Origin of the sequence: Tessaracoccus sp. OH4464_COT-324 (genome assembly GCF_003932855.1) — a bacterium.
Lineage (GTDB): Bacteria > Actinomycetota > Actinomycetes > Propionibacteriales > Propionibacteriaceae > Arachnia.
Genome location: NZ_RQYZ01000032.1, coordinates 1 through 13,179 on the forward strand (window position 1 = coordinate 1; position 13,179 = coordinate 13,179).

General features: G+C 68.4%; 13 protein-coding genes. 4 read left to right on the forward strand and 9 right to left on the reverse strand.

Features of this window, described 5'->3' with window-relative positions; all coding sequences use genetic code 11:
- Window positions 1-348: 348 nt before the first annotated feature.
- Genes EII42_RS11800 through EII42_RS11820 form a run of 5 tightly spaced genes read right to left on the reverse strand, consistent with a single transcriptional unit; the run spans window position 349 to window position 5,313 of the window.
- On the reverse strand, window positions 349-1,029 hold the full coding sequence (locus tag EII42_RS11800) for an SDR family NAD(P)-dependent oxidoreductase (protein WP_125172343.1): 681 nt from the start codon (window positions 1,027-1,029) through the stop codon (window positions 349-351).
- An 8-nt stretch (window positions 1,030-1,037) separates the two neighbouring features.
- Window positions 1,038-1,619, reverse strand: coding sequence for a uridine kinase (locus EII42_RS11805; protein WP_125172344.1), 582 nt, complete (start codon window positions 1,617-1,619; stop codon window positions 1,038-1,040).
- Between the two features lie 9 nt (window positions 1,620-1,628).
- The gene (locus EII42_RS11810) at window positions 1,629-2,807 is read right to left on the reverse strand and encodes an AZOBR_p60025 family cell surface glycopolymer formation protein (RefSeq protein WP_125172345.1); all 1,179 of its coding nucleotides are present in this window, start codon (window positions 2,805-2,807) and stop codon (window positions 1,629-1,631) included.
- A gap of 49 nt (window positions 2,808-2,856) precedes the next feature.
- Window positions 2,857-4,506 (reverse strand): phospho-sugar mutase, encoded by a 1,650-nt coding sequence (locus EII42_RS11815; protein ID WP_125172354.1) that lies wholly within the window; start codon window positions 4,504-4,506, stop codon window positions 2,857-2,859.
- A gap of 12 nt (window positions 4,507-4,518) precedes the next feature.
- Window positions 4,519-5,313 (reverse strand): purine-nucleoside phosphorylase, encoded by a 795-nt coding sequence (locus EII42_RS11820; protein ID WP_125172346.1) that lies wholly within the window; start codon window positions 5,311-5,313, stop codon window positions 4,519-4,521.
- A 108-nt stretch (window positions 5,314-5,421) separates the two neighbouring features.
- Between EII42_RS11820 and EII42_RS11825 the strand changes: the two genes are divergently transcribed.
- Window positions 5,422-6,819, forward strand: a complete 1,398-nt coding sequence (locus EII42_RS11825; RefSeq protein WP_125172347.1) for an NAD(P)H-quinone dehydrogenase — start codon at window positions 5,422-5,424, stop codon at window positions 6,817-6,819.
- Window positions 6,820-6,880: 61 nt separating this feature from the next.
- A complete protein-coding gene (locus EII42_RS11830) occupies window positions 6,881-7,678 on the forward strand; it encodes a hypothetical protein (protein WP_125172348.1) in 798 nt (265 codons plus the stop codon).
- A gap of 63 nt (window positions 7,679-7,741) precedes the next feature.
- On the opposite strand, the gene EII42_RS11835 is transcribed toward EII42_RS11830, so the two are convergent.
- Complete coding sequence (locus EII42_RS11835) at window positions 7,742-9,493, reverse strand: biotin carboxylase N-terminal domain-containing protein (RefSeq protein WP_199729881.1); 1,752 nt, start codon at window positions 9,491-9,493, stop codon at window positions 7,742-7,744.
- Between the two features lie 76 nt (window positions 9,494-9,569).
- Here EII42_RS11835 and EII42_RS11840 point away from each other — a divergent pair, with 76 nt between their 5' ends.
- Window positions 9,570-10,040 (forward strand): NUDIX domain-containing protein, encoded by a 471-nt coding sequence (locus EII42_RS11840; protein ID WP_125172349.1) that lies wholly within the window; start codon window positions 9,570-9,572, stop codon window positions 10,038-10,040.
- Window positions 10,041-10,042: 2 nt separating this feature from the next.
- Window positions 10,043-10,447 carry a hypothetical protein gene (locus EII42_RS11845; protein WP_125172350.1) on the forward strand — a complete coding sequence of 135 codons (405 nt, stop codon included), beginning with the start codon at window positions 10,043-10,045 and terminating at the stop codon, window positions 10,445-10,447.
- A gap of 28 nt (window positions 10,448-10,475) precedes the next feature.
- Here EII42_RS11845 and EII42_RS11850 read toward each other — a convergent pair whose 3' ends face one another.
- From EII42_RS11850 to EII42_RS11860, 3 genes are read right to left on the reverse strand one after another with little or no spacing between them, the layout of a single operon-like run.
- Entirely contained in the window at window positions 10,476-11,090 is a 615-nt protein-coding gene (locus EII42_RS11850; protein WP_125172351.1) for a nucleoside triphosphate pyrophosphatase, read from the reverse strand.
- On the reverse strand, window positions 11,090-11,293 hold the full coding sequence (locus tag EII42_RS11855) for an acyl-CoA carboxylase subunit epsilon (protein ID WP_125172352.1): 204 nt from the start codon (window positions 11,291-11,293) through the stop codon (window positions 11,090-11,092). The genes EII42_RS11850 and EII42_RS11855 overlap by 1 nt, the downstream gene beginning before the upstream one ends.
- Window positions 11,290-12,864, reverse strand: coding sequence for an acyl-CoA carboxylase subunit beta (locus EII42_RS11860; protein ID WP_125172353.1), 1,575 nt, complete (start codon window positions 12,862-12,864; stop codon window positions 11,290-11,292). Before EII42_RS11860 ends, EII42_RS11855 begins: the two co-directional genes overlap by 4 nt.
- Window positions 12,865-13,179 lie beyond the last annotated feature (315 nt).

Genomic DNA, 13,179 nt, shown 5'->3' on the forward strand with positions numbered 1-13,179 from the left:
GCACTGGGTACGGTGTGGGAGATTAGGACGCTGCCGGACTATGTTTTTGGTGGGGGGTTCCTGGTTTGTTTGGGAACCCCCCACCTTTTTTATTTCCATGATCATCTTCCGAATCGAACCGGGGCGGTAGTCAAGGTGTTGGCGGTCGCGAGGATCTCCACCGGCGACCCTCCAGCTCGTGGGGCGTTAGAGCAGACGACTGGTGGTTCCGGGAGAGCCCGCCGGGTGTGGGCACGAGCCCGAGCCAGCGGCGGGCGGCGTCGAAACATGAACCCGGGGCCCCGAGGAGACGCCCGGCGGGCGGCGATGCGCGCCGCCGCGAGGCAATAGGGTCACCTCGGGTTGGGATCAGCCCCTGATGTCGGTGAGCACGCGCTGGCCGAAGTCGTCCCTGTCCAGCAGGGCGAGCAGACTCCGGGCGGCCTCATCCGGGGACAAGAGTTCCCCGTTCTTCTTGAGATCGCGGAAATGGTTCCGGAGCGGAAAATCGCACTCGCGAATGGTTTCCTGCATCCCCGTGTCGACCACGCCGGGGGCGACAGCGGCTATCCGCACCCCGGGCAGCCGCTCTGCGGCCACTACCTGGGCGTGCATGTCCAAGGCGGCCTTCGTCGCGCAATAGACGCTCCAGCCCTCGATGGGACGGCGGCCGGCGCCGCTGGAGATGTGCACGATTCGGGCGGGGCATCCTTCCGGCCTCCGGCTGAGCACCGCGTCGGTCAGGCTGATCGCGGCGCACACGTTCACCTGGAACGCGCCAGCCACCTGCTCGGGAGCCACGCCGCCTGTCCCGATCGGTTCGACGGTGCCTGCGTTGTTGATCAGCAGCACTTCCTCGGCGCCAGCCAGGAAGCTTTCCAGCTCCGGGCCGACGAGCCAGCCGCACCATTGCGCTGGATCGCTGAGGTCGATTCTGACGCCAGCGCTGCGCGAGATACCGAGCACCTCCCAACCAGCACGAGCGAGCCGGGCGGACAAAGCGGCACCTAGCCCTCGTGAGTGACCGGTGACAATGGCTTTCCTGGTCATGATCCTCTTCAACCTTTCGTGTCTCGCACCAGCCTGAGCGCGGTGCGCATGCTCACTGGCTCAAACCCGGAGGCCATCGCCTGGGCCCGTTGCGTGGGTTCCGCGCGGAAGAGCGCGGCTCCGCGCCTGACCAGCACCATCGGCGGCTTTCGCCGTTCACGTAGATCGCGAACCAGTCGTCGCGCGCAGTTGGCGGCCCGCGGGCGATCCAGCCAGATGGCGCGAGCCGGAATCCCCGCCTTGTGCAGCGCCACATAGGTCTGCGGGGCGAAGATGCCCTCCGCCAGGATGATCTGGGCGTCCCCGCACGTGAGCCGACGCATGCCCGTGCGCTGAGACCTGGAGATCGAGTACTCGGGGACGTCGGCCTCCCCGTCGTTCAGCAGCCTCGCCAGCGTCGCCAGCGCCAGCTCCAGATCCCAGCTGCGCACATCATCCCAGTCGGTGATCCCTACCGGGGAAAGCGGCAGGCCGGGATAGTCGAAATCGTGGTAGAACTCGTCGAGGGAGAGAGCAACAACATGGCCCATGCTGGCCAGTCTCGACTTGCCGCTGCCCGACGGCCCGGCCACAAGTAACAAGGAACGCACGCTGCGACGCTACTTCGATAGGGGGACCTCGGCAAGCCCGCCGCCCTGCGAAACGGGCGGCGACTGGCCGGCATCCGGCCGGCTGAGCTGCACCACGATCAGCAGCATGGCCAGCAGCAAGGTCATGGCGGGGATGCGGAACATCTCGTGCGGGAACAACAAGGTGCGCCACCCTAGGGTGGAAATCAGGATCGCCTGCGCGAGCACCACAAGGCCCAACTCGTCGCGACGCAGGAGCCCGATGACGGCGCCCGCAAGCACGATCACTGCGACGGCGAGCAGGCCGGGGACCGCCGTCGAGCCAACCTGCGACGACATGGCATCGCCGTGGCGTAGCTGTGCGGCGTAGCTGAAGGTCTCCAGCCATCCGCTGATCGGCCAGCCGACGTTGCCGGAGTCGTAGGCGAGCTGTTCGGCAGTGAACCGCCCACGGACGTAGTAGAGCCACGCGCCCAGCGCCAGCGGCCCAGCGGCGAGCGCCAGGAGCCTCCCCCAAGGGAAGCCGGGGCGCCAGGGCCGTCGGTTGCGGCGCACCGCGTCGATCAGCTGGTGCAGCCCCAGCGTGAGGGGCATGAGGATCAGTTGCTCCTTGGTCAGGCAAAGAACCACGGAAAGGGCGGCGAGGCCGAATGGGGAAGTGCGCGGCCGCAGCCACAGGATCAGCAGCGCGGACGTCAACGCCAGCTGCGCCGGCTCCGTGAGGGCCGTGGATGCGCTGAACAGCAGCCCTGGGCTGGCTGCTACCAGCAGCCCCAACCAGGCCGATGCGCCGAGCCTGCGGGCGAGAAGCGAAACGCCGACAGCGGCCGCGGCCATACTGACGACGCTTAGTAGCCAGAACACCCAGGGCAGCGCCTGGGGCTGGCCGAGCGACAAAGCGCCGGCCAGCCACGAATACAGCGGGTGACCGTAGCGGTAGGCCGCCAAGTCGATCAGGTCGTGCGCCTGCCCCAAAGCAAGCGGGTCGTGCGCCATCGTCCAGAGATAGACACCGTCGTAGTGGTCGTAGGCAGTGGTGAACTGGAAATCCGGGTCCAGGTCCTTGACGTAGCCCGCGATCTGGTCGGTATCCGCGACGTTCAGCAGGAGGCTCGGGTGGAAAGACCCCGGCCTGGACATGATCTGGGCAAGCAGCGCCGAGACTGCGGACGCGCCACCACAAATCAGCTCGGGAAGTCGTCCACGCATGTCGCGAATGCTAGCAGTGGGTGGGACACGGGGTGCCCCACCCACTCAATTAATCGGCTATGCCCAGCGCATCGGCCATCTCGGCGCGCAGCCGCGAAAGCAGCTCCCCGCCCTCGGCGCGGGCCACGGAGACATCATCGGTGCGCGGCAGCCGCACCTCCAGGTAGCACTTCAGCTTCGGTTCGGTGCCACTGGGCCGGGCCACGACGTGGACGCGCTCCCCGGTCAGTTCGATGCCGTTGGTGGGTGGCAACCCCTCCTTGCCCTCCGCCAGATCGGACACGACGACCGGCTCGCCCAGCAGCTCAGCAGGCGGGGCGCTGCGCAGCCTGTCCATCGCTCCGGCGATGATGCCGAGGTCCGCGACCCGCACCGAAAGCTGGCTGGTGGCGTGCAGGCCGAAGCGTCGCGCGATCTCGTCGAGCAGATCCGCAAGCTCACGGCCCTCGCGCTTAAGTTCCGCGACGATGCGCAGCACCGTCATCGCGGCAGAAATGCCGTCCTTGTCCGGCACTGCCCGCGAGTCGCAACAGTACCCGATGGCCTCCTCGTAGCCGAAGGCTAGGTCGGGCACCCGACCGATCCACTTGAAACCGGTGAGAGTGGTGCGGTGCTCCCGCCCGGCGGCCGACGCCATGGTGCGCAGCAGAGTGGAGCTGACGATCGAGTTGGCGAACGTGCCCGGCACCTGGCGTCGCAACGCGTCGTAACCCAGGATGGCGCCCAGCTCGTCGCCAGAAAGCATGCGCCAGCGACCGTCCACCTTCGCGGCGACGGCGCAGCGATCCGCGTCCGGGTCGTTGGCGATCACCACGTCGGCGTCCTCGTGGCGGGCGAGCGCCAGCGCCAGGTCGATCGCCCCGGGCTCCTCCGGGTTGGGGAAGGCCACGGTGGGGAAATCGGGATCGGGTGCGGACTGTTCGGCCACCTCCACCGGCTTCGGGAAGCCCAGCCGGCGCGCTGCTTGCCTGATCAGGCGGGCGCCGACGCCGTGCATTGAGGTGTGCACCCAGCGCAACTCCTTGGGAGCGTCCGGGCCGATGACCTCGGCGAGCCGGTTCACGTAAGCCTCCCGCAGCTCGTCCCCGACGATGGTGCGGGCCTCGCTCACGGCAGGCGGCTGCCCGGAAGCGGCGACGGTGGCGATCTCGGCCGCGATCTGTGCGTCGGTCGGGGGGATGATCTGCGAGCCGTCGCCCAAGTAGACCTTGTAGCCGTTGTCGGCCGGCGGGTTGTGGGAGGCCGTGACGACGACGCCCGCCACGCACCCGAAGTGCTGGATGCCGAAGGCGACCACGGGAGTGGGGGTGGGCTCGTCGGTGAGCAGCACGTCGAACCCTGCTCCGGCGAACACCTCGGCGGTGTCCCGGGCGAAGTCGGCGGACTTGTGTCGGGCGTCGTAGCCGACGATCACTCGCCCGATGCTGCCCTGGGCGCGCAGCCACCGGGCGAAGCCTGCGGCCGCGCGAATGACTACCACCCTGTTCATGCGGTTCGGTCCGGGACCGAGCTTGCCGCGCAGTCCGGCGGTGCCGAACTCCAGCGGGCCACGGAAAGCGTCGGTGAGCTCGCTGAGGGCCTCGGCGGAGCGCCCCGGGTCGGGGGACTGGGCATCGCGGATCAGCTGATCCAACTCGGCCTTGGTTTGCGGATCGGGGTCGGCATCGCGCCAAGCGGCGGCTTCGTCGAGTAGGGCCATCATCGTCTCCTCTCAGAGTGCCGCGACGATGCCGCTGAGCAGGGTCGCGAGCCGTTCCCCGGCGTCCTTGCCGGTTTGCAGCACTTCGGCGTGGTCCAGGCTCTCCTGGGTCATGCCCGCAGCCGCGTTGGTGACGAGCGAGAGACCGAGAACCTCAAGGCCCGCCTCGCGTGCGGCGAGGGTTTCGAGTGTCGTGGACATGCCCACCAGGTCGCCGCCCAGAACCGTGGCCATCCGCACCTCTGCGGGCGTCTCGTACTGGGGGCCGCGGAACTGGACGTAGACGCCCTCGGGCAGGGTGGGGTCAACTCCGTGGGCCAGATCGCGCAGCCGCTTGGAGTAGGCCTCGGTCATGTCGATGAAGGTGGCGCCGACGAGCGGGGTGTCGCCCGTCATGTTGATGTGGTCGCGGATCAGCACCACCGTCCCGGGGGCCCAAGCGGGATTCAGCCCCCCGCATCCGTTGGTCAACACCAGCGTTTTGGCCCCCCAGCGTGCCGCAGTCCGCACGCCGTGCACCACCGGCGCGACCCCGCGCCCCTCGTAGTAGTGAGTGCGGCCGGTGAACACGGCCGCGGTCTTGCCGCCGGCGGTGCGCGTCACGCGCAGCTTGCCGCCGTGACCCGCCACGACGGGTTTCGCAAAGCCGGGCACATCGCCCAACTCCACCTCGGCGAGGGTCTCACCCAGTCGGTCATCGCCGGCCGACCAGCCAGAGCCCAGCACCAAGGCGATGTCGATCTGGGGAGCCAGACCCCGCAGGTGGTTCGCCGCTTGTTCAGCAAGTTCATATGGTGTCTGTGTCATGTGGCCAGTCTATGAGCAGAAGCGACGGGCCGCCCGCGCGTCGAGGAAAGCCGGGGCAGGTGGAGCCACTTCGGCTCCGTCCGGGAGCGGATATGCAAGGATTGGCCCGTGACCAACGTTGTGATCATAGGTGGAGGACCGGGCGGCTACGAGGCTGCGCTGGTAGGCAGGCAGCTCGGCGGGCAAGTGACCCTCGTCGAGCGCGAGGGGCTGGGGGGAGCGGCGGTCCTTTCGGACTGCGTCCCGTCGAAATCCCTCATCGCCACCGCGGAGGTGCTCGTTCGGATCGAGAACGCCAAGGAGATCGGGCTGAGCATCGAGGGCGGTCGGGACGCGGTGCGCGTCGACTACGCGGGAGTGAGCGAGCGGATCATGGCGCTCGCGCGGGCGCAGTCCGAGGACATCCGGGAGAGGCTGGTGGCCGACGGGGTGCGGGTCGTCGCGGGGCAGGCCCGGCTGGATGGTCCGCGCCGGGTGATCGCGGACACCGCAGACGGGCAGCAGTCCTTCGACGCGGACATCGTGTTGCTCGCCACCGGCACGACGCCGCGCGAGCTGCCCGATGCGCGCACCGACGGGGAGCGCATCCTGAACTGGAAGCAGATCTACTCGCTCAAGGAGGTGCCGCGAAAGCTGATCGTCGTCGGCTCCGGGGTGACGGGCGTCGAGTTCGCGGGCGCGATGCACGCGCTCGGCGCCGAGGTGGTGCTGGTTTCCTCGCGGAGCCAGGTGCTGCCGGGCGAGGACCCGGACGCCGCTGCCGTGCTGCAGCAGGTGTACACCACCCGGGGCATGGAGATCATGAGCGAGTGCCGGGCGAACGCCGCACGCGTGGAGGGCGACTGCGTGGTGGTGACGCTCTCCGACGGGCGGGAGGTCGTCGGTTCGCATGCGCTGTTCGCGGTTGGCGCCACCCCCAACACCGTGGGGCTGGGGCTGGAAAGCGCGGGCGTGCAGATGACGCGCTCCGGGCACATCCCGGTGGACCGGGTGTCGCGCACTAACGTCGCCAACATCTACGCCGCCGGGGACGTGACCGGTGTGTTCCCGCTGGCCTCGGTCGCGGCCATGCAGGGCCGGATCGCGATGTGGCACTCGCTGGGCGACGCGGTAACCCCGCTCGATATCCGGCAGGTGTCGTCGAACGTGTTCACCTCGCCGGAGGTGGCGACGGTGGGGGTGACCCAGGCGGAAGTGGATGAGGGCAAGGTCAACGTGGCGACCGCGTTCCTGTCGCTCGACGGCAATGCGCGCTCCAAGATGCAGTCCTTCCGCGACGGTTTCGTGAAGCTGTTTTGCCTCCCGATCTCCGGGATAATCGTCGGCGGGGTGGTGGTGGCGCCTCGCGCATCCGAGCTGATTCACGCGGTCACGCTCGCCGTCACGCAACGCATCACCGTGGACCAGTTCAGCAACACGTTCACCGTGTACCCGTCGATGTCGGGCTCCGTCGCGGAGGCCGCCCGGCGGCTGCATCGGCGCGAGCGGGAGCTTCTTACCAGCTGAGAACGAGCCGAATCTTGGGGCGCCAACGTAGAATGGGGCTGTTGTCTCAAGTGAGGATCCCATGGCAAATGTCCTGATTGTGCTGCTGATCATCGCTGTGGTTGTCGGGCCGGTGCTGTACTACCAGCGGCCCCGGCCGGGCGCGCTTCCCGGCCCCCGCCCCGGTGGCCCGCTGGGCTCCTACCCGGGCGGGCAGGTGTACGGCCCCGGTCCTTTCGGCCAGCCGCGGCAGCTGACTCCCCCCACGAACGCGCCGATGTCGCTTGACGAGTACGAGGCTTCCCGCGCCGCGTTGGAGCAGGACATCACCACCTTCGGTACGGAACTGCGTGACCTGGATCTGGAGGTTGTGGGCAAGGAGCTCAGCGCGGAAGCGAACGCGGACTACACGCGCGCGCTGGACGCCTACGACGGGGCCAAGACCCAGATGGGGCGCATCCAGTACGTCGACGACCTGAAGCGGGTTGCGGAGATTCTGGAGGAGGGGCGCTACTCGGTGGCCTGCGTCCAGTCGCGCGTGGCGGGTCGGCCGATCCCGGAGCGGCGGGCGCCGTGCTTCTTCGACCCGGGGCATGGGCCTTCGGTGGCGGACGTGTCGTGGGCGCCGCCCGGCGGCGCGGCTCGCGACGTCCCCGCGTGCGCGGCCGACGCGCAGCGGGTACGCCTGGGCGCGGACCCGTCGATCCGCATGGTGGGCTACGGCGGCCAGCTCCAGCCGTACTGGGAGAACCGGGCCTACGCGCCCTACGCCCAGGGCTACTACGGCCGCTACGGTCTGGATCCGACGATCAAGTCGCTGGCCAGCAGTGCCTTGGTGATCGGCGGTCTCGGCCTGCTTTTCGGGCTGCTGGACGACTGACCGGCTGGGCACGAAACTGGGGGCGGCCCTTGGTGGGACCGCCCCCAAACTTTGGCTGGAGGATCAGGCGTCGACGATCTCCAGCAGGACCTCGCCTGCGGAGACGGTCTGTCCCTTCTCGATCTTCAGGTTCTTCACCACGCCGCCACGGTGAGCGTTCAGTGGCTGCTCCATCTTCATCGCCTCGATGACGGCCACCACGTCGCCTTCCTCGACCGTCTGGCCATCCTCGACGTTGACCTTGACGATGGTGCCCTGCATGGGCGCGGGGAAGGCGTTGCCGGTGGGCGCCGACACCTTGGCGCCGCCGCGATCGCGCTTGGTGGGCTTGCGCTTCTTCTTGGTGGGCTGGGGCGAGCCGAGGCCGCCGGGCAGCTTGATCTCCACGCGCTTGCCGTTGACTTCGACGGTGATGATCTCCGGTTCTTCCTCTTCCTCGGGCTCGCCGAGCAGACCCTGGTAGGGCTGGATGTCTCCGGTGAACTCCGTCTCGATCCACCGGGTGTGCACCGCGAAGTCTCCGACGAAGGCCGGGTCTTCCAATACCGCTTGGTGGAACGGCAAGACGGTGGGCATCCCGTCGATCTCTAGCTCCTGGAGCGCGCGGCGGGCGCGCTGGATCGCCATCTCGCGGTTGGCGCCCGTTACGATGATTTTCGCAACCAGCGAGTCGAACGCGCCCGGGATGGTCATGCCCGTGTGGTAGCCCTCGTCCACCCGGACGCCCGGCCCGGTCGGGGCCTGCCATTTGACGAGCGTTCCGGGAGCGGGCATGAAGTTGCGGCCGGCATCCTCCGCGTTGATGCGGAACTCGATCGAGTGCCCGCGCACCGCGGGGTCGTCGTAGCCCAGCTCCTGGCCCTCCGCGATGCGGAACTGCTCGCGCACCAGGTCTAGGCCGGTGACCTCTTCGGACACGGGGTGCTCCACCTGTAGCCGGGTGTTCACCTCAAGGAAGGAGATGGTGCCGTCGAGCCCGACGAGGTACTCGCAGGTGCCCGCGCCGATGTAGCCGGCCTCCTTCAGGATCGCCTTCGACGACTCGTAGAGCCGGGCGATCTGCTCGTCCGTCAGGAATGGGGCCGGGGCCTCTTCGACGAGCTTCTGGTGCCTGCGTTGCAGTGAGCAGTCTCGGGTGGAGACCACCACCACGTTGCCGTGGGCGTCGGCCAGGCACTGGGTCTCCACGTGCCGAGGCTTGTCCAGGTAGCGCTCCACGAAGCATTCGCCTCGGCCGAAAGCGGTGATGGCTTCCCGTGTGGCGGACTCGAACAGCTCCGGGATCTCCTCCATGGTGCGGGCCACCTTCAGGCCGCGGCCGCCGCCACCGAAGGCGGCCTTGATCGCGATGGGTACGCCGTGGGCCTCCGCGAACCGCACCACCTCGTCGGCGTCCGCCACCGGATCCGGGGTGCCGGGCACCAGCGGAGCACCCACCTTCTGCGCTATGTGCCGGGCCTTCACCTTGTCGCCCAGCGCGTCGATCGCGGCGGGCGGGGGGCCGATCCACGTCAGCCCGGCGTTGATGACCGCTGCCGCAAAATCCGCGTTCTCGGCGAGGAATCCGTAGCCGGGGTGCACCGCGTCGGCGCCGCTGCGGGCCGCGATGTCCAGAATCTTGGCTACGTTCAAATAGGTATCAGCAGGCGTCGCCCCGTTCAGCGCGTAGGCCTCGTCGGCCAAACGCGTGAACAGCGCTTGCTGATCTGAGTCCGCGTAGATCGCGACGGTCTTGATCCCGACGTCCCGAGCGGCGCGGATGATGCGCACAGCGATCTCGCTGCGGTTAGCCACGAGTACCTTAGAGATGGCCACATTGCCCCCTTCAGAGGTTTGTTGATACTGGCGAGTCTAGCCCCCTCGCGCCCAACTTGGTGGAAGTCTTGTCACCATGGCCACCCCAGATTTCATTGTGGAGCTGAGAAAGCACGTCGGACACGCGCCCCTGTGGCTGATCGGTGGCACGGTTTTGTGTCTGGACGGCGACAGGGTCCTCCTGGAGAAACGCGCCGACGACGGCCGGTGGACGGCGATCTCGGGCATCGTCGAGCCGGGCGAGCACCCGATCGCCTGCGTGGTGCGCGAGGCGCGCGAGGAGGTGGGGGTAGAGATCGAGGTGGGACGGATGCTGTGGTGCGTGGCTTCGGGGCTGAAGACCTACCTGAACGGCGACCAGGTGCGCTACCTGGACCACGGCTACCTGGGGCGCGTCGTCGGCGGGGAGCTCCGCCCGGACGGCGACGAGACCACGGAGGTGGCGTGGTTCCCCGTCGACGACCTGCCCACCCCACGGCACGTGCGGCTGGAGAGGATGCTGGAGATCGCGCTGGGGGAGCCGGGCGACGTCGTGGCATGCTGGTAGCCGTGAAGAGACTGCTTTTGGCGTGCGTCCTGCTGGCGGGCTGCGCCCCCCCGGAGCCGATGATGACCCCCGCCCCGCGCGTGGAGCACACGGCGCCGGCGCCTGCCGGGGAGCGGCTCTTGTCGTTGCAGTTCGCGCCGACCGGATTCACTATCCCGGAGCGGGCCACGACCGCGGAGATCATCGACCAGGTGAACAACGTGACGATCGTTTTCGCCACCGAGAACGGTAGGGAGGGCGCGGCTATCGCGGAGTTCTACCGGCGGAGGCTGCCGGGGATGGGGTTCGAGATCACGGCAGACGGGGGAGGCTCCATGCTGTTCTTCGACGAGCACTGGCAGGGCGCGTTCACGGTGGGTGACTCGGTGGCTGCGATCAGTTTCCGCACCGATTGGGAGCGCCGCTAGGCCCGGCGGGCCGGGGCGGGGCCCCGCGCTATTCGCCGGGCGAGGGGCGGTGCCAGAGCGTGTGCCACGGCACGCCGAGGTCGATCACCATCTGCCTGACGAGCGGCAGCGAGAGGCCGACGACGTTGAACGGATCACCCGAGATGGTGGTGATGAATGCTCCGCCCAGCCCGTTGATGGAGAAGCCCCCGGCGACGTTGATGGGCTCGCCGGTGTCGGCGTAGGCCTCGATCTCCTCCTCGCTGAGGTCGGCGAAGGAGATCGAGGTGGAGCGCACCCGCACCTGGTGGGCGGACACCCCGTCGCGGCGCACCAGCACGTAGTGCCCGGTGTGCAGCATCGCGGAGTGCCCCCTGAGCCTGAGCCAAAGCTCGACGGCGGCCTCCCGGGTGCGCGGCTTGCCCTGGGCTCGTCCCTCGGTCTCCAGCACCGTGTCCGCGGCGAAGATGACCACGTTCGGGTCGCTCAGCGCCTGGGCCACCGCAGCCCCCTTCGCCTCGGCCAGCCGGTGGCTCAGCGAGATCGGGTTTCGGTCCTGGATCGTCGACTCGTTGAATCCTGAGGGCACCACGTCGGCCGCTATGCCGGCCGCGCGCAGCACCCGCAGCCGAGACGGCGACTTGGAGGCCAGAACCACCCGCATCAACGGCGCCGCCAGGCCTCACGCCCCGGCACCAGCGGCGGCCGCATGATCCGGTAGTACGAGTTCCAGCCGCCGGCCAGCGGGCGGTCGTCGGTGGGGCGAAGCCGGTTGGCGCGCCGCTTGGCGTTGAGCACTGCGGCGATCGCGCCGAGTTCCTCCTCCGTGAGCGGGGTGCCCTTGATGAATCGTGAGGGCTTGTTCATAGCGGAATGTTCCCATGCTTCTTCGGCGGCAGCTGGCCACGCTTGGAGCGCAGCAGCCGCAGCGCGCGGATCACCTGGGCCCTGGTTTCGTGCGGGTAGATGACCTGGTCGATGTAGCCACGGTCGGCCGCCACGTAGGGGTTGGTGAGTTCGTCGTCGTATTCCTGGATCAGCCGGGCGCGCTCGGCTGCGGGATCTTCCGCGGTGCTGAGCTGCTTGCGGTAGAGGATCTCGACGGCGCCCTGGGCGCCCATGACGGCGATCTGCCCGGTGGGCCACGCGAAGTTGATGTCCGCGCCGAGGTGCTTGGACCCCATCACCACGTAGGCGCCGCCGTAGGCCTTGCGGGTGATCACGGTCAGCAGCGGGACGGTTGCCTCCGCGTAGGCGTAGATCAGTTTCGCGCCCCGGCGGATGATGCCGCGATGCTCCTGGTCGACGCCGGGGAGGAAGCCGGGCACATCCACGAAGGTGAGGACCGGGATGTTGAAGGCGTCGCAGGTGCGCACGAAGCGCGCGGCCTTCTCCGACGAGTCGATGTCGAGGCAGCCCGCGAACACCGTCGGCTGGTTTGCGATGATGCCGATGGTGCGGCCCTCGATCCGGCCGAAGCCCGCGAGCAGCGACCTGCCGAACAGCGGCATGACCTCCAGGAACTCGTCGTCGTCGAGGACGTTGCGGATGATCTCCAGCATGTCGTAGGGCTGGTTCGGGGAGTCGGGGATCAGGGTGTCCAGCTCGCGGTCGTGATCCGTGATGGTGAGGTCTACCTCTTCGTCTTCGAAGATGGGCGGATCCTCCAGGTTGTTTTGCGGCAGGTAGGAGATCAGGTCCCGGACGTATTCGATGGCGTCGGACTCGTCGGCGGCCAGGTAGTGGGCGTTGCCGGATTTCGTGTTGTGGGTGCGTCCGCCGCCGAGGTCTTCCATGGAGACGTCCTCGCCGGTGACGGTCTTGATCACCGACGGGCCGGTGATGAACATCTGGGAGGTTTGGTCCACCATGACGACGAAGTCGGTGAGCGCGGGGCCGTACACGTGGCCGCCCGCGGCCGCGCCCATGATGAGCGAGATCTGGGGGATGACGCCCGACGCTAGGGTGTTGCGGCGGAAGATCTCGCCGTAGAGCGCGAGCGAGACGACGCCTTCTTGGATGCGGGCGCCGCCGCCCTCGTTGATGCCGATGAGCGGCACGCCGGTCTTCAGGGCGAAGTCTTGAATCTTGACGATCTTCTCGCCATACACCTGCCCGAGCGCGCCGCCGAAGATGGTGACGTCCTGGCTGAAGATGCAGACGGGACGGCCATGGATTTCGCCCGTTCCGGTGATGACGCCGTCGCCGAATGGCCGCTTGGCGTCCATGCCGAAGGCCGTGGTGCGGTGGCGCGAGAACTGGTCGAACTCTTGGAAGGTGCCCTCGTCGAGGAGCGCCAGGACGCGCTCGCGCGCCGTCATCTTGCCTTTGGCATGCTGCTTCGCGACGGCTTCAGCCGAACCAGCGTGGACAGCCGCGTCGATGCGGTTCCCCAGCTCGGCGATCCGACCCTGAGTGGTATGGGTGTCGATCTCCATGTGCGCAACCATACCCTCAGGCGGCGGTCGTTGGGGGGAGTTTTCACGCAACCAGGCCCGGTTTCGCTGGCGGTGCCGGGTGCGGCGCGTCGGATCGGGCGAAAACTGCCCGCACCATCGTGCCCCGCGCGGGCGGTTTCGGGCAGAGGCCGCCGGGCTCGGTTTGGGGTGCTCGGGGCCCGGACGTCCGCCCGCGCGGCGGCCGGAAATCGGCCCGGCCGCGCAGTTTGGCTGCTCATTTTGGGGCGGGTGCCGTCGGGGGCGGGGTGGGTGCGGGAGGATGGGGCATGGCGTGGGTGCGGAGGCTGTGGTGGC